The organism is Actimicrobium sp. CCI2.3, assembly GCF_035019065.1.
Lineage (GTDB): Bacteria > Pseudomonadota > Gammaproteobacteria > Burkholderiales > Burkholderiaceae_D > Actimicrobium.
The window spans coordinates 1-16311 of record NZ_JASJWR010000021.1 but is presented as its reverse complement, the minus strand read 5'-3'; the positions used below and the strand labels follow the sequence as shown (position 1 = coordinate 16311).

19 protein-coding genes are annotated in these 16311 nt (G+C 56.8%); 5 read left to right on the top strand and 14 right to left on the bottom strand.

Annotated features, from left to right (window positions below; genetic code table 11):
• Nucleotides 1–8: 8 nt before the first annotated feature.
• From QN370_RS12620 to QN370_RS12610, 3 genes are all read right to left on the bottom strand, one after another.
• Nucleotides 9–914: an ABC transporter permease gene (locus tag QN370_RS12620; protein ID WP_322126176.1), complete on the bottom strand. Its 906-nt coding sequence runs from the start codon at nt 912–914 to the stop codon at nt 9–11.
• Nucleotides 915–916: 2 nt separating this feature from the next.
• On the bottom strand, nt 917–1894 hold the full coding sequence (locus QN370_RS12615) for an ABC transporter permease (RefSeq protein WP_322126175.1): 978 nt from the start codon (nt 1892–1894) through the stop codon (nt 917–919).
• Between the two features lie 84 nt (nt 1895–1978).
• Nucleotides 1979–3574: an ABC transporter substrate-binding protein gene (locus tag QN370_RS12610; RefSeq protein ID WP_416172109.1), complete on the bottom strand. Its 1596-nt coding sequence runs from the start codon at nt 3572–3574 to the stop codon at nt 1979–1981.
• Between the two features lie 160 nt (nt 3575–3734).
• Here QN370_RS12610 and QN370_RS12605 point away from each other — a divergent pair, with 160 nt between their 5' ends.
• Together QN370_RS12605 and QN370_RS12600 are read left to right on the top strand one after the other, a co-directional pair.
• Nucleotides 3735–4928, top strand: coding sequence for a M20 aminoacylase family protein (locus tag QN370_RS12605; RefSeq protein WP_322126174.1), 1194 nt, complete (start codon nt 3735–3737; stop codon nt 4926–4928).
• Nucleotides 4919–5929 (top strand): DUF2891 domain-containing protein, encoded by a 1011-nt coding sequence (locus QN370_RS12600; protein WP_322126173.1) that lies wholly within the window; start codon nt 4919–4921, stop codon nt 5927–5929. The genes QN370_RS12605 and QN370_RS12600 overlap by 10 nt, the downstream gene beginning before the upstream one ends.
• 12 nt (nt 5930–5941) lie before the next feature.
• Here QN370_RS12600 and QN370_RS12595 read toward each other — a convergent pair whose 3' ends face one another.
• The gene (locus QN370_RS12595; protein ID WP_322126172.1) at nt 5942–6865 is read right to left on the bottom strand and encodes an NAD(P)-dependent oxidoreductase; all 924 of its coding nucleotides are present in this window, start codon (nt 6863–6865) and stop codon (nt 5942–5944) included.
• A gap of 234 nt (nt 6866–7099) precedes the next feature.
• On the opposite strand from QN370_RS12595, the gene QN370_RS12590 reads away from it, so the two are divergent.
• The 3 genes from QN370_RS12590 (at nt 7100) to QN370_RS12580 (ending at nt 8688) form a co-directional block, all read left to right on the top strand.
• The gene (locus tag QN370_RS12590) at nt 7100–7648 is read left to right on the top strand and encodes an acyloxyacyl hydrolase (protein WP_322126171.1); all 549 of its coding nucleotides are present in this window, start codon (nt 7100–7102) and stop codon (nt 7646–7648) included.
• A 64-nt stretch (nt 7649–7712) separates the two neighbouring features.
• Nucleotides 7713–8333, top strand: a complete 621-nt coding sequence (locus tag QN370_RS12585) for a flavin reductase family protein (RefSeq protein ID WP_322126170.1) — start codon at nt 7713–7715, stop codon at nt 8331–8333.
• Between the two features lie 55 nt (nt 8334–8388).
• On the top strand, nt 8389–8688 hold the full coding sequence (locus QN370_RS12580; protein WP_322126169.1) for a hypothetical protein: 300 nt from the start codon (nt 8389–8391) through the stop codon (nt 8686–8688).
• Here QN370_RS12580 and QN370_RS12575 read toward each other — a convergent pair whose 3' ends face one another.
• The 10 genes from QN370_RS12575 to QN370_RS12530 all read right to left on the bottom strand — a co-directional run bounded on the left by QN370_RS12575 (nt 8689) and on the right by QN370_RS12530 (nt 16055).
• Nucleotides 8689–9189 carry a LapA family protein gene (locus QN370_RS12575; RefSeq protein WP_322126168.1) on the bottom strand — a complete coding sequence of 167 codons (501 nt, stop codon included), beginning with the start codon at nt 9187–9189 and terminating at the stop codon, nt 8689–8691.
• 97 nt (nt 9190–9286) lie between these two features.
• Complete coding sequence (ehuA, locus tag QN370_RS12570) at nt 9287–10063, bottom strand: ectoine/hydroxyectoine ABC transporter ATP-binding protein EhuA (protein ID WP_322126167.1); 777 nt, start codon at nt 10061–10063, stop codon at nt 9287–9289.
• A 13-nt stretch (nt 10064–10076) separates the two neighbouring features.
• Entirely contained in the window at nt 10077–10742 is a 666-nt protein-coding gene (ehuD, locus tag QN370_RS12565) for an ectoine/hydroxyectoine ABC transporter permease subunit EhuD (protein WP_322126166.1), read from the bottom strand.
• The gene (gene ehuC, locus QN370_RS12560; RefSeq protein WP_322127193.1) at nt 10739–11395 is read right to left on the bottom strand and encodes an ectoine/hydroxyectoine ABC transporter permease subunit EhuC; all 657 of its coding nucleotides are present in this window, start codon (nt 11393–11395) and stop codon (nt 10739–10741) included. Before ehuC ends, ehuD begins: the two co-directional genes overlap by 4 nt.
• 12 nt (nt 11396–11407) lie before the next feature.
• Complete coding sequence (ehuB, locus tag QN370_RS12555) at nt 11408–12253, bottom strand: ectoine/hydroxyectoine ABC transporter substrate-binding protein EhuB (RefSeq protein WP_322126165.1); 846 nt, start codon at nt 12251–12253, stop codon at nt 11408–11410.
• Between the two features lie 63 nt (nt 12254–12316).
• Complete coding sequence (gene thpD / locus QN370_RS12550) at nt 12317–13237, bottom strand: ectoine hydroxylase (RefSeq protein WP_416172108.1); 921 nt, start codon at nt 13235–13237, stop codon at nt 12317–12319.
• A gap of 14 nt (nt 13238–13251) precedes the next feature.
• Nucleotides 13252–13656 carry an ectoine synthase gene (locus QN370_RS12545; protein ID WP_322126164.1) on the bottom strand — a complete coding sequence of 135 codons (405 nt, stop codon included), beginning with the start codon at nt 13654–13656 and terminating at the stop codon, nt 13252–13254.
• On the bottom strand, nt 13653–14945 hold the full coding sequence (gene ectB / locus QN370_RS12540; protein WP_322126163.1) for a diaminobutyrate--2-oxoglutarate transaminase: 1293 nt from the start codon (nt 14943–14945) through the stop codon (nt 13653–13655). Before ectB ends, QN370_RS12545 begins: the two co-directional genes overlap by 4 nt.
• Before the next feature lie 50 nt (nt 14946–14995).
• Entirely contained in the window at nt 14996–15526 is a 531-nt protein-coding gene (gene ectA, locus QN370_RS12535; RefSeq protein WP_322126162.1) for a diaminobutyrate acetyltransferase, read from the bottom strand.
• Between the two features lie 79 nt (nt 15527–15605).
• Complete coding sequence (locus QN370_RS12530; RefSeq protein ID WP_322126161.1) at nt 15606–16055, bottom strand: MarR family winged helix-turn-helix transcriptional regulator; 450 nt, start codon at nt 16053–16055, stop codon at nt 15606–15608.
• Nucleotides 16056–16311 lie beyond the last annotated feature (256 nt).

Here is a 16311-nt window from a genome sequence, read left to right as displayed (position 1 = left end):
GTCGTCTTTCATTGCGTTTGCAGGCGCGGATTGAGTACATCGCGCAATTGATCGGCCACCAGATTGATCGCCACGACGGTCAGCAGCAGCGCGATTCCCGGGAAAAAACTGATCCAGTATTTGCCGGACAACAGGTACTGAAAGCCGTTGGCAATGAGCAGGCCGAGCGAGGGTTCGGTGACCGGCAAGCCCAGCCCGAGGAACGATAGCGTGGCTTCGAGCGAAATGGCCGACGCCACTTGCAGCGCCGAGATCACGATCAGTGGCGGCAAACAGTTCGGTAACAGATGGCGCAGCATGATGCGCGTGGGCGACAAGCCCAGCGCGGTGGCGGCCTCGATGTATTCCTTCTTGCGCTCGACCAGCGCGGCACTGCGCGCAGTGCGGGCGTAATACGCCCATTGCACCGCCACCAGCGCGACGATGATCTTGCCGACACCCGGCCCGGTCAGCGCCAGCAGGATCAGGGCGATCAGGATGGGCGGGAACGACAACTGGATATCGGCCACGCGCATGATGAAGGCTTCGATGCGACCACCCAGATAGCCGGCCAGCAGTCCCAGCGTCAGGCCGATCATCAGCGCGATGACGGTGCTGGTGACGGCCACGGCGACCGAAATCCGAATGCCATACAGGATGGCCGAGAGCATGTCGCGGCCCTGCTCATCGGTGCCGAGCAGGAAGGTCATGGTGCCGCCGAACGACTGCTCGCCGGGTGCCATGCGCGAATCCATCACATCCAGCAGCGACAGGTCGTACGGATTTTGTGGCGAGAGCCACGGCGCGAATAGCGCGGCGAAGACGATCACGACCAGCAGGACAAAGCCGGCAGACGCGATTTTGCTACTGAAAAAATTGCGCACGAAACGCCGGAATGGCGTCTCAAGTGCGACTTGCGGAGTGGTGTTTTCCATGGTCAGCCTTTGGTGTCGGACAAGCGCACTCGTGGATCGAGCAACGAATACAGCACGTCGACCACCAGGTTGATGAAGATGAAAATCACGACGATCAGCATCAGGTAAGCGACGATCACGGGCCGGTCGAGAAAGCGGATCGAATCAATGATCAGCTTGCCCATGCCCGGCCAGGCAAACACCGACTCGGTGACGATGGCAAACGCGATGATCGAACCGAACTGCAGCGCGATGACGGTGACGATCGGGATCAGGATATTTTTCAGTACATGCACGCTGATGATGCGGGCGTTGGTCAGCCCTTTGGCGCGGGCGAACTTGACGTAATCCTGCAGCAGGGCTTCCTGCGCACCGGCGCGCGTCAAACGAATGACCAGCGCGATATTGAACAGCGCCAGGTTAAACGCCGGCATCAGCAAATGCCGCAAGCCGTCGACCGACAGAAAGCTCACCGGCACGCCGAGCAGCAAGCTGGTGGGTCCGCGACCACTCGATGGCAACCAGCCCAACTGCACCGCGAACACCATGATCAGCATCAGGCCAACCCAGAATGTCGGCAACGAAAAACCGAGGATGGAAATGGCCATGATGGATTTGCCGGCAATGCCGTTGGGCCGCAGTCCGGCCCACAGGCCAAGCGGAATCCCGAGCACGATTGACATCACGATGGCAGTCAGCGCCAGCTCCATAGTGGCCGGCATGCGTTCAAAAATCAGCGTCAGCGCCGGCGTTGAAAAGGCAAACGAGTTGCCCATGTCACCGCTCAGTGCATTTTTGACGAAGATAAAATATTGCTCCCACAGCGGCTTGTCGAGTCCGAAAGCGGCGATGGTGCGAATGCGGTCCATCTGGTCGGCATCGGGGCTGATCAGCATGTCGATCGGATTACCGATCGCGTACACGCCGACGAATACCAGCAACGACATGACCAGCAGCACGACCAGGCTTTGCAGCAGTCGGCGAATGATGAATACGAGCATTGAAAAACCTTGATCGGAAAGACTGCATCAGGCCCGCTTGCGGCAGGACTGATGCAGTAGATTGTTGCGTCGTTTTTGCAAAGATTATTGCTGGATGAACTGATAAGCGTGAGTCCGCTCGTCGGTACGCGGAATGTAGGCAATCCCTTTTTTGGTAGCCCAGGTAGTCACTTGCTGATGAATCGGGATGAGACCACCGTCATTGATGACAATCGCCGTGGCATCTTGCAGCAACTTCAGACGGGCCGGATCGTCGACCGTGGCCAGCGCCTTGATCAGCAACTCATCCATCTTCGGATTGCAGTACTTGGCCCAGTTGAAGCCGCCCAGTCCCTTCGCCGGATTGTCGCAAGCCGCCAGCGCACGCAATGGCGACGAGGCTTCGCCGGTTTGCGCACCCCAGCCGAGCATGCCGAGCGAGTACTCCTGCTTGGAACCGCGTGACGAATAAATTGCCATCGGCAACCCGTCGACCTTGGTCGCCACGCCAATACGCGAGAACATCTGGGCCAGCGTCTGGGCAATTTTTTCATCGTTGACGTAGCGGTTGTTCGGCGTGTGCAAGGTCATGCCGAAACCGTCCGGATAGCCAGCGGCCGCCAGCAATTTCTTGGCACCTTCAGGGTCGTACTTGACGACCTTGAGCGCCGGGTTGTTGCCGAACAGGGTGGCCGGAACCAGGTTGTTGGTCGGCTCGGACAAGCCTTCCATCACGCGATCGCGGATCGCATCACGGTTGATGGCCATCGATAACGCAGCACGCACGCGCTGGTCTTTCAGCGGATTCTTGTCGAGCGGCTTGCCATCCTTGTCGGTGATGAACGGCGACTTGTCACGCACGGTATCCGGGAACAGGTAAATGAGACGATGCGAGACCTTCGAATACAAGGCGATATTCGGATCGGCACGCACCCGCGCCAGATCCGGCGTTGGGACGTTTTCGATTGCCTGCACATCACCGGCCAGCAGCGCGGCCAGACGGGTCGAACCGTTCGGGATGAAGCGCAACGTCACTTTCGACCAGGCCGGTTTCTTGCCCCAGTAATTGTCGTTGCGTTCCAGTTCGAGGCGGTCATCGCGCTGGAATTTGACGAACTTGTAAGGGCCGGTGCCGTCCATGCCTTTGCCGCTGGAGAAGTCATCGCTGGACAGGCCGGTGGTGGCCTTGCGCGAGACGATGTAGATCGATGTCAGGTCGGCCAGCAACAGCGGATACGGTTCCTTGGTGGTGAAGCGGATCGTGTTGGCGTCGATGACCTTTTTGCTGGCGATGGCCTTGGTGTAGACGTCCATCTTGCCGGGGCTGCCGACAATCAGCGAAGGACGTTCCATCGACCAGGCCACGTCGTCGGCGGTGAGGTCGCTACCGTCATGAAACTTGACGCCCTTGCGCAGCTTGAACTCCCATGTCGTGTCGTTGATGAGGGTCCATGATTCGGCCAGGGACGGGATCACCTTGCTGTCGGCATCCATCGTGACCAGCGTCTCGAACATGTGGTCGGAGACGTTCAGGTTCGGGAACAGGTTATAGAAATGCGGGTCCATCGACGTCGGTGGCGAACTCATCGCCAGCTTGAATTCCTGAGCGATGGCCATTGGTGCGGCAAAGACAAACAGCGCAGCAAGCGCCGAGGCAAGCACATTTTTCGTGATGAATTTCGATGATAACGACAAACGCATAAGGCTCTCCTTGTGGTTGAACACACTCTGACGGTGCTGGCGTAATATACAAGCTAAAAGACAAAAGTTAAAAGACAAACCTCCCGTAGTCAGCCGAAGAAAAGATCGGTGACACGCGAACATCTCTCCTTCCGTTACGCCCACATCTCAGGTGATAGCCATGAAATTGATCGACCCGATCGTTGCATTCCATTCCGAGCTACAAGCATTGCGACGCAATATCCATGCCCATCCTGAGCTGTGTTACGAGGAGCAGCGCACCGCCGACGTCGTGGCTGAAAAATTGACTCAATGGGATATTCCGGTACTGCGTGGCATGGGCGTCACCGGAGTCGTCGGCATCATCAAGCGCGGCACCAGCAACCGGGCAATCGGCTTGCGCGCCGACATGGATGCATTGCCAGTGCAAGAGTCGAATACCTTTGCGCACCGTTCGACCATCGATGGAAAAATGCACGCGTGCGGTCATGACGGACATACGGCGATGCTGCTCGGCGCGGCACGGCATCTGGCTTTGCATGGCACGTTCGATGGCACCGTGTATGTGATTTTCCAGCCGGCCGAAGAAGGCGGTGCCGGTGCCAGGCGGATGATTGAAGACGGCTTGTTCGAGCGCTGCCCGATGCAATCGGTGTACGGCATGCACAACTGGCCGGGGCAGGCAGTCGGTACTTTCGGCGTTACGCCGGGACCGATGATGGCCTCGTCCAACGAGTTCGAAGTCATCATCAAGGGCAAGGGTGCGCATGCTGCACAACCGCACAAGGGCATTGATCCGATCATGGTCGCCGTGCAGATTGCACAGGGCTGGCAAACCATCGTCTCGCGCAACAAAAGCCCGCTCGATGCGGGCGTGCTGTCGATCACGCAGATCCACTCCGGCAGCACCACGAACGTGATCCCCGACGAAGCGACGCTGGTTGGAACAGTGCGTACCTTCACCATCGAGGTGCTGGACCTGATGGAGCAGCGCATGCGCGATGTCGCCACGCACACTGCCGCGGCCTACGATGCAACCATCGAATTCAAGTTCAAGCGCAACTATCCGCCGCTGATCAATCATCCAGCCGAGACCGCGTTTGCCGTCGACGTACTGCGCCAGATGGTGGGTGAGGACGGTGTCAATGCCAGCGTCGAACCGACCATGGGATCAGAAGATTTTGCGTTCATGTTGCAGGCGCTGCCGGGGTGTTATGTGTTTATCGGCAATGGCGAAGGCGACCATCGCGACATGGGGCACGGCCTCGGTCCGTGCAACCTGCACAATCCGAGCTATGACTTCAATGATGACTTGCTGCCGATCGGTGCGAGCTACTGGGTCAACCTGGCCGAAGCGGCGCTGCCATGCCGCTGACCTTGCCACTCATCGTTCCAGCATCGGCCTACGCCCGCATTGCCCTCGACAACATCGGACAGGAATATCCGAACAAGCTCGATCACGTGATGAATACGGCAGTCGATGTGCGCTCGCCGCGCGATTTGCATCCGGTTTTTTTCGGCAGCTATGACTGGCATTCAGCGGTGCACATGCACTGGCTGCTGGTGCGTCTGCTACATCGGCAACCTGATCTGACGGAAGCCGGCGAAATCACCGGCCTGTTCGACCGCCAGTTCACCAGCGCGCAGGTGGCGATCGAAATCGCGTACCTGCACCAGCCTTCCCGCACGACCTTCGAGCGCACTTACGGCTGGGCGTGGCTGCTGAAATTACAGGCAGAACTGATCGAGATGGCACGGACCCAGCCGCGCGCCGAACCGTGGCGCGATGCGCTGCAACCACTGGCTGATGCGTTTGTCGAACGCTTCCTGCATTTCCTGCCGCTAGCGCAATTCCCGATCCGCGCTGGCACCCATGCCAACAGCGCGTTTGGCTTGTTGCTGGCGCTGGACTACGCGCAAGCCGCCGGACATGACGCCTTGCGCAATCGAATCGAACTGAGCGGCAGAAAATGGTACGGTGAAGATCGTCAATATCCTGCCGGGTACGAGCCGGGTGGCGATGATTTTCTGTCGGGGGGATTGATCGAGGCGGCGCTGATGCGGCGCGTGCTAAGTGCCGATGAACTGGTCGGCTGGTGGCAACGTTTTTGTCCGACTCACGACGCCTTGCAATGCTGGCTGAAACCCGTTGCAGTGAGTGACCGCAGCGATCCGAAAATGGCCCATCTGGACGGACTGAATCTGTCGCGTGCCTGGTGCTGGACCATGCTCCGTCCGGACTTGCCGGTCTCGCTGCAGGAGCCTGTAGCCTTGGCCATCCAGCGGCATCTGGCCGCATCCCTGCCGCATGCGGTAGGTGGTGATTATGTCGGCACGCACTGGCTGGCCAGTTTTGCAGCGCTGGCATTAACCTGAGCGCAGGTCGGCTCAGGTCACTTGGTCATCCTGCTGACCGAGCCGCATGCCGGGATTGGCTAGTTCCAACCCGAGCAGAATCGCCGACTGATCGGCACCTGCCAGTGCGTCAGGCAACGCGCGATAAGCCGCTTGCACCAGCGCCGCCAGAGGCAAGGCGATGCCGGCATCAGCTGCGGCAACGAGCACATTATCGAGATCCTTTGCCTGACTACGCACTTGCCCACCTGCGCGAAAATCCCGCTCAAGCATGCGCTGACCGTGCACTTCGAGCAGCCGGCTTTCGGCAAACCCGCCGCGTAGCGCCTGCCTCACAGCAACCGGATCGGCACCGGCGGCCTGCGCCAGCAACAGTGCTTCGGCAATCACGCTCAAGGTCGCGCCGACGATGAGCTGATTGCATAATTTGGCGACCTGACCGGAACCCGGCTGACCAACCCGCGTCGGACGACCCATCACTTGCAGCACCTCGAGCGCCCGCTCGAAATCCGCCACGGTACCGCCGACCATGATGGCCAGCGATCCCGCTTGCGCACCGAGCACGCCGCCGGACACCGGGGCATCCAGGCAGGCGATACCGCGAGCAGCCAGTACCGCATGCAAAGCCAGTGCTTCATCCTGCCTGGTCGAACTCATGTCGATGACCAGCGCACCCGGCGCTATCGCTCCGATGACAGCCGCAATGACTTCTGCGACAACAGGCCCGGCTTCGAGCATCGTGATAATGATCGCTGCGCCAGCGACGGCGTCAGCGGGTGTCGCGGCGCGTGTGGCACCAGCCGCGACCAGCGCATCGGTTTTCGCCGTCGTGCGATTCCACACCGTGACCCGGTAACCCGTCTTGAGCAAACGGTCGGCCATCGGTCCGCCCATCAGGCCGGTACCAAGAAAGGCGATGCACGGTAGGTTTTCCGGGGAGTTTTTATGCTGAGTCAAAATTTACTTTCAAGAGTTTTCGCCGGCAAAGGGTATGGCAGGATACTTTTTTTCGTAGCGCGCTGTCCAAAAAGTTATTTCATTTTCTGACCGTCATCAGGATCGCATTTCATTGCATTGTCGGACGGTTATTGGCAATAATGGCCTCCATTGAAAATTGCGTTTTTTTCAAGCACAACTTATGGGTTTCATCAACAAGAAACCATCTAATACTTATATTCGTCAGGAGGTTTCATGCGGTCTGCAACAACAGGTTTCAAAGCATTGGTCATCGGTTGCGTTCTTTGTGCCGCCAGCAGTTCGGCATTGGCAGTCGATTCTGTTTCAGCAGAGTTCGGCACGGGCAACAAATCGCAACTCTATCGCGTCGGCATGCAGTGGAACATGGAGCAATCATGGATGCGTTCGGACAAATCCGAAATCTGGGGTTACTGGGACCTGACCGGCGCAGTCTGGCGCGGCAACCAGTTCGAGAATCGTCCGGGCGCGACCCAGACTTTTGGCGATATCGGCTTCACGCCGACCTTGCGCTGGCAGGGACTGAATCACCAGGGTGTCTATGCCGAAGCCGGTCTGGGGCCACATCTTAGTACGGACGTCTACGACAACTTCGGTCGTCGTCTGTCGACCAACCTGCAATTCGGTACGCATCTGGGCTTGGGCTACACGACGGTCAGTGGCCTGGACCTGTCCTTGCGTGTCACGCATTTTTCGAATGGCGGGATCAAGCAGCCGAACAACGGCGTCAACCTTGCATTGGTCCGTGTCGGCTACAAATTCTGAGAAACCGTCTAACTCTGTGATGGCCTCGGCTACTGGCCGGCCATCGCAGCACTCCGGAGCAACCATGTCTGATGCTTTTCATTTCTATGAGCCCCGCAACGGCCATGGATTACCGCATGACCCGTTCAATGCCATCGTCGGTCCTCGTCCGATCGGCTGGATTTCATCGTGCAGCACTGAGGGTGTGCTGAACCTGGCACCGTACAGTTTTTTCAATGCCTTCAATTACACGCCACCCATCGTCGGGTTCGCCAGTGTCGGCTACAAGGACACCGTCCGCAATATCGAACAAACCGGTGAATTCGGCTGGAACCTGGTCACCCGCGAACTGGCCGAAGCGATGAACCAGAGTTGCATGCCCGTTCCGCCTGAGGTGAATGAATTTGAACTGGCAGGTCTGACACCCGTCGCTTCGCGCCTGATCACGCCACCGCGCGTGGCAGAAAGTCTGGTTTCGTTTGAGTGTCGCTGTACACAACTCATTCAGCTGCAAGGTATTGACGGCGAAAAAGTACCGACCTGGCTGATTCTTGGCGAAGTCGTCGCGGTCCACATCGCGCAGACCCTTCTCGAGGATGGCGTCTACAATACGGCACGCGCCGGCCATGTGCTGCGCGGCGGCGGACCAGCAGATTATTTTTCAGTCGGACCGGAACAATTGTTCAAGATGAGCCGTCCCACTTGAACCGCCCCTTTGCACGACCGGGCACACCTCACTATTTTGAAGGACACACCAACGCATGAACGAACAAGCTATCAACACCAGCACTAGCACCAGCAACGCATTCTGGGATGAATGGCAATTGGCCGCCATCGAAGCGGGCGTCGCCGTCCCGCTGGCCGAACTGGGTTGCGAAATTTTGCGCACCCATCGCAAGAATCGCTGGAGCAAGGATTTTTTAGGTGTTGAGGACGACGGTCCGGTCATGCTGGAAATGTGCCTCACCGAGCCGGTCGAGGCAGAGATGCTCTTTATCGAAAACCTGCATCCCTACAATACGGCGCTGTTGGAAGCAACCCGGATCCGCCTGGGATTCTGATCAGTAAGTTTTGTCGAGATTGACGACGCCCGCGTTCCTGCCAAGGCGGTCGTCGAGTTCACCGATGCTGGCGCTCAGTGACAGTTCGGCTTGTTCGAGCGCGGCCTTCCAGTCCTTGTCGGTCCGATCCATTCGCTCCAGCAATGCCGTGCGCGACGCCAACCCGGCCTCCGATTGCAGTGTCAGTCCTGCTTCAAGAACACTACGTAATTCCGTGAAGCGCGACGCTTCCGCCTGATCAGCCAACTCGCGATTGCTGCGCAGTTCGCGGGCGTGGTGACGGGTGTCGAACAGCACCGACGTCTGCAAGTACAGGATGAAGATCAGGAAAAAAACAATGAGTACGCACATTAACCCGAGCATCACCATGCCCAGTGGAGCCTGAATGTCGGCGATACCGAGCGACAGCGTGGTGGGGGTCATGAACGCATTCCAGTTCAATGCAGCAAAACTGGCAATCGCCACCAGCACGATCAGTAAAATCAGGGTGCGTGCTTTCATGGTCGTACTCCTTTTTTAAAAAAGCAGATTGTAAGTCCGAAGCATTGGCGGCTTGTGCGGGTTAAGTCGCTTACGTTGCTTACGTTGCTTACATTGTTCATGCCGCGTCCATGACTGCACTGAGGAATGCCTGCGTCCGTTCATTTTTCGGTGCGCCAAAAATTTCTTCGGACGTGCCTTGCTCGGCAATTTTCCCTTCCGAAAAAAAACAGACCCGGTCCGCAAACTCGCGTGCAAATCCCATCTGGTGCGTGACCATCAGCATGGTCAGATCGTGCTTGTCGCTGAGGCGGCGGATGACGTTGAGCACTTCGCTGCATAGCTCCGGATCGAGCGCCGACGTGACTTCATCGAACAGCATGACTTGTGGTCGCATTGCCAGCGCGCGGGCAATCGCGACGCGCTGTTGCTGACCGCCGGAGAGTTGCGACGGATAGTGATCGAGCTTGTCGGACAGGCCGACCATATCGAGCAGTTCGACACCGCGCTCGTTGGCTGCCTGTCTGGTCAGCCCCAGCGTTTTGCGTGGTGCTTCAGTCGTATTTTGCAGCACGGTCATGTGTGGAAACAGATTGAAATTCTGGAACACCATGCCGATATTGCGGCGACCGTTGCGCTTGTAACTCTCGCTCGCCGGCACCAGCGTGCCGTTGCGGTTCATGTGCGTGAGCGGTTCGCCATCGACTTCAATGACGCCGTCATCGATGGGTTCAAGCATCATTAGCACCCGCAACAGCGTCGATTTTCCGGACCCGCTAGGGCCGATAATGGCGACTTTTTCATTGCGTTCGACATCGAGATCGAGCTTGTCGAGCACCGTCAGCGGGCCATACCGTTTTGTTACACCGCGAAAGCGGATCAGGGGAGATGTCATCTTCAGGAGTCCTTTATGGCATGCGCAAATGCGCTTCGAGACGGCGCACCAGTAGCGCAACGACCAGACTGATCAGCAGGAAAAACAGGCCTGTCAGCGTGATGGGTTCGATGTAGCGAAACGATTGTGAGCCGATATTTTTGGCTTGCAGCATGAGCTCGACCACGGTGATGGCCGATAGCACTGGCGTGTCCTTGAACATCGCAATCAGGTAATTGCCCAGCGCCGGGATGATGGGCCGGATTGCCTGCGGCAGAACGATGCTGCGGTACACGTTCCACGGCCCGAGGCTCATCGCCTTGGCCGCTTCCCACTGACCACGTGGCACGCTGTCAAGACCGGCCCGGTACACCTCTGCGACATAGCACGCGTAATGCAGCGCCAACCCGATTGTGCCCGCCGTCAGTGCCGACATCGTTACGCCATATTCCGGCAACACGAAGAATAAAAAGTACAACTGAATCAGCAGTGGCGTACTGCGGATAAATTCGATGACGCCCGTTGCGGGCCAGGAGAACAGGCGCAACCGGGAACGTCGCATCATGGCCAGAACCAAGCCGAGTGCCAATGCCAGCGCGAACGCCACCAGCGTGATGACTATCGTCGTCATGGAAGCATGCAACAGATCGGGCAATATCTGCCAGGCAAACTGCCAGTCAAACAGGGTAGCGTTATTCATGCATGCCCCCTGACGATGCCACGTGTCAGCCGGCGCTCAAGCAGGCGCATCAGTAGATTGATCGCTTGGGCAATGACAAAATAAATCACCAGTGCAATCGAAAAAATCTCGGTGGTCCGAAAGGTGGCTTCGACCAGCTGGTTGGCACGAAAGGTCAGGTCTGCCAGTGTGATGAGCGACACCAGTGACGTTCCTTTTAATAGTTCGATCAGCAGGTTCGTTGCCGGCGGAATCGCATTGGCTAGTGCCTGCGGTAGCACGATGTGAAAGAACCGATGCATGGGCGAGATGTTGAGCGCCACAGCCGCCTCGATTTGCCCACGCGGTACCGAGCTCAATGCGCCGCGCATGACTTCGGCACCATAGGCTCCGATGTTAAGTCCGAGACCGAGAACCGCCACTGAAAACGGCGTGAGCGTGACATTGAACGGCGGTAGCGGCAGCACGAAGAACAGCCAGAACAGCTGCACCAGCAGCGACGTCCCGCGAAATACCTCGATATAGGCATTGGCCAGCCAGCGCAATGCGCGCCAGGGTGACATCTTTGCCACCGCTGCGAGCAATGCCAGCGCCCCTGCGAGCAACGCGGCGAGTGCAGTAATGCGTAACGTGACCAGCGTTCCCTGCAGCAGTAGCGGCAGCAAGGTCGTCAGTGCGTCACTCACTTATTGCGCCGCAATGTCGGCGACGGTTTTCTTGGTCAGGTTGCTCTTGTCGAACCCGAACGGTGCCACGGTTGCCAGATGCTCTGGGCTACCAAGCCATTGCTGAAGCGCCGTGTTGACGGCATCGCGCAGGGTCTGATCCTCGTAACGAAAGGCCAGCGCGCCGTAACCGATATGGGATGGATCATCGGTGAAATCGGTGATGGCTTGAACCCGCTTGCCCCCCTTGACCGCCAGTGCCTTCATGGTCAACGCCGTACCGACTGCGGCATCGGCGCGGCGGGTGCGCACTGCTTGCAACTGCGCCGTGGTGGTCGGGACCTGCATGATGCGGCTCTCTGGCACACCGGCTGCAACGGCATACGCATATTGGGATGTCCCCGCCATGACGGCTAGCCTGATTTTATCGTTGCCGGCAATGTCGGCGTAACTGCGCAGCTTGCCCGGATTGCCTCTCGCCACCAGCAGTGTATCGGCAAGCTGGTAATGCGGATCCGTGAACAACACTTGCTTGGTGCGCTCAGGAGTCACGTACATGCCAGCCGCAATGACATCGAAACGACCCGCCATCAAACCCGGAATCAAGGCCCCCCATTCCACCAGCACAGGCTTGACGGTTTTCACACCTATCTTGGCAAAAATGATCTTGGCGATTTCCGGCGACTCGCCGGTTACCTTTCCGTCGGCTAGGGTGTAGGCGAACGGCGCTTCGTTGGCATAGGCGATGCGAATTTCGCCAGTACGCTGGACACGCTCCAGTGTGGTTTCGGCACTGGCTGACGTACCCAATGTGAGCGCAGCAACGGAAAGTAAAGCAAGGAAGGGGAATTTGATGAAGGATTTCATGACGATGCCTTTCGAATTTGAATTGATGGTCCGCATCGCGTGACACGATGCGGCAGGCGTCAGTCAGGGAAGAACGAACGGCTCGGATTCCAGCGCTGCAACATCGTCGCGCGCAGCGATGAAGTTTGGTCGTGGTGCGAGGCCATCAACTGGCGCTTGCAACTGATTCTCGACGCTGTTGTAGACAAAAAACAAGTTGCTGCGCGGGTACGGTGTGATATTGCCGTTCGAGCCATGCATCGTGTTGCAATCGAAAAATACGACCGATCCAGCCTTGCCAGTGCAGGAGGTGATTCCACCAAGATCGGCCAGATAGGTCAGCAGAAAATCATCCGGCACACCTGCCACCTGTTTTTTTAATGACTTTTTGTAGTTGTCATCGGGCGTCTCACCCAGGCAGGAAATGAAGTGTCGCTGCGAGCCCGGAATCAGCATCAACGGACCGTTCATGTCGCTGTTGTCGGTCAGCAGGATCGAGCAACTCAGGGCGCGCATGGCCGGCATGCCGTCTTCGGTGTGCCAGGTTTCAAAATCCGAATGCCAGTAAAACTCTTTGCCGGTAAAACCCGGTTTGTAGTTGATCCGTGACTGGTGGATGTAGACCTCGCTACCGAGAATTTCACGCGCGACGTTGAGGACGCGCGGATCACGGACTAGATTGGCAAACAGCGCGTTGAGTTTGTGGACATCGAAAATCGAGCGGACTTCGCCACTGCCAGGTTCGGCGATGACTTCGGCGCGTCCGGTCCGGGTAAAGTCACCGCGCATTTGCTGCATTTCATCGTACAAGCCCGTGACTTCATCGGCTGAAAACAGGTCGGGCAGAAGCAGGAAACCGTTTTCACGGTAGACGTCGCGCTGCGCCGAATTGAGTTGCGGTGCGCTGGTGGTCTCGACTTCGTCGTACACGACCGGTTCATTGCGTTTCAGAATGGCAGCCGTGCTCTGCGCACGGCTTTTGTAAGCATCTTGGGATAACAGCATAGGGATCCTTTCTCTTATTGGCCGCCGGTTTCCGCGGCGACGGCGTACACGCCGTCGGCATCATGGACTTCGGTACCAACCAGTGGTGGATTGAAGGAACAGACGACACGCATGTCGCCACCCGCATCGGCACGCAGCCAATGCTGGTCATTTTTATTGAGCGCGTACATGGTGCCGGGCTCGATCCGGAAAATTTCTCCGGAGGGAATCAGCTCGACCTCACCGGAACCTTCGACGCAGTAGACCGCTTCAAAGTGATTTTTGTACCAGATGTGGGTCTGTGTTCCGGCAAAAATGGTGGTCTCATGCATCGAGAATCCCATGCCATCTTCGCGTAGTAACAGGCGGCGACTGGCCCAGGTATCGGTGACAATATCGCGCTCGGTATGGAGAATATCTTTCAGGCGACGGACGATCATACGGTTACCTCCACGGGTTCTGCATCGGTTGCACTCAGTTGATTGACGGTATCGGCCATTGCTTGCTCCAGGATGTCTAGCCCGGCCAACAATTTTTCCGGTTCGATGGTCAGTGGCACCAGAAACTTGATGACTTCGCTGTTACCACCGGAGGTCTCGATAATCAGGCCGTTCTGGAATGCTAGCGTGGTGATGCGGTCAGCCAGTTCAGGATCCTTGAAAGCCAGACCCTGCATCAGGCCACGACCGCGACGGGTCATTTCGGCCGCCGGATAATTCTTGACCAGCTTGTCGAGGTAAGTCGTCATGGTCTGGCTTTTCTTTTCGATGGACGCCTGGAATTTGCTGTCGCTCCAGTAGTGATCGAGTGCGGCAACGGCGGTGACGAACGCCATGTTGTTACCGCGGAATGTGCCGTTGTGCTGACCGGGTTTCCAGATATCAAATTCGGGCTTGAGCAGCACCATCGAAAATGGCAGGCCATAGCCGGACAACGACTTCGACAGGGTGATGATATCCGGGGAAATGCCCGCCGGCTCGAAACTAAAGAAGGTACCGGTACGACCGCAACCGGCCTGGATGTCGTCGACGATGAGCAGGATGTCATGGCGGCGGCAGAGTTTTTCCAGCTTTTTGAGCCAGTTCAGCCCCGCTACGTTCAGACCGCCCTCGCCTTGCACGGATTCGACAATGACAGCGGCAGGATGATCGACACCGCTACTCGGATCGGCAATGAGCTTGTCGAGCATGGCGATCGTGTCGACGTCTGGTCCAAAGTAGCCAGCGTAGGGTGCGTGGTGCACATTGGATAAGGTGACGCCGGATGCTTCACGGTATTTGCGGTTGCCTGTCAGCGACAACGAACCCAGGCTGACGCCGTGGAATCCGTTGGTAAATGAGATCACGTTCTGGCGCTTCGTCACGTTGCGGGCCAGCTTGATGGCTGCTTCCACGGCATTCGTGCCGGTTGGACCCGTGAACTGCAATTTGTACTGCATCTTCCGAGGCTTCAGGATACGGTCTTCAAAAGTATGCAGGAACTTCTTCTTGGCTGTGGTGGCCATGTCGAGCCCGTGCACCACACCGTCGGTGGCCAAGTAATCCATCAATGCTTTCTTGATGACAGGATTATTGTGGCCGTAATTCAAACTACCGGCGCCTGCAAGGAAGTCGATGTACTCCTGGCCGCTCTCGTCGGTCAGTACAGCATTCTGGGCTTTGGTGAAAATAGTTGGAAAGGAACGGATGTAACCACGAACCTCTGATTCCAGTCGGTTAAATATACGCATCAAGCTTCTCCTTACGGATGGATGGATGGATGGTGAAGAACGTCGTTGAGTCAGTCTCTTTGGTCCAGCGGACCGATTTTGTAGAGGCGCTCTTCTTCGTGACCACTTTCACCGAAATTTTCGGCGGTGAATAAAGTGGTGATTGAACAGCCTGCGTCGTGTTGCGACGCAAAGCTTGTGAACAGTTTGTGTGATGCCGCGTTGTCCGGGCTGATGGTGGTTTCAATCCAGCGTAACTGGTGCGGAATACACATTTCCTGGAACAGGTAGTCGAGCATGCGCTTGCCTAAGCGTTGGCCACGACTTGCTGATGCAACGGCAACTTGCCAGATGAATAATGTATCGGGCTGTGTCGGCGGAATGTACGCCGTTACGGCTCCGACAAGCACGCCGTCGAGTTTGGCTACGACGCTGGTCTGTGCGTGATGGTGACAGAGCAGCAAATAGGCGTAGCGGGAATTCAAATCCAGTGGCGGACAGGCAGCAATTAAGTCATGCAGTGCTGCGCCATCTTGTTTTTGCGCCGGTCGGACAATTGCCGGGTGATGCGTTATTGGCTTTTCAGCCATCAACTTATTCATTCAGTCTCCTTTTTTAAAAAACTCATTTATCCGGAGGATTTCAACCAGAGAAACAAGGTGTAGATCAATTACTGCGGGATCAAACTTCAAGCAATCCCGCGAAGCGTTCCAGCATCGCAACCAGTGCCGATCTGTCATTTTCTGGCAAGGCACTGAGTGCGCTGACGAAGCCAGGAGGCATTGCTGACGGAGCATCGTCGGCGAGTAACTGCCCATCGGCAGTCAATGCAACAAAAACATTTCTCCGGTCTTGCGCGTCGCGTTTCCGGACGACTAATTTTTTTTCTTCCAACCGGTCAACGATACCAACCACGGTGCTCGGACTCAGGTGGATTGCCAGGCCAATGGATTTCAGGGTGCTCGGTCCAAGTTGTGCAATGGCGAGCAATGCAATCAATTGCGGCGATGTAATGTCGTAGGTCGCATTGAGGTGTTTGGAGTGCTGCTCTACTTTTTGCGCAATGCGACGCATGCTTTGCAGAACGCGGAGGGAGTCACTTTTGGCGACAAACTTTGAGACATCGCTCATTGCACACATCCAATTTCTTATTGAATTTTTACTCTGCTAACTGCTTAAAAATGTGGCTTTTCATCAAGCAATTTCGCTTCCATGTGAATTACTATACCCTCCTGACTTTTTATGTCAATAAGAATCGAGTTATATCGAATCATTCGTATTGAATTTAATTAAATGGAGTCAAGATGAACGTAAGCGGTCACCCAGCGGCGTTATAGCCCCCCGTTAAACCTCCCGTCAGAATCGAATTTTGATCAATGACGCGGAG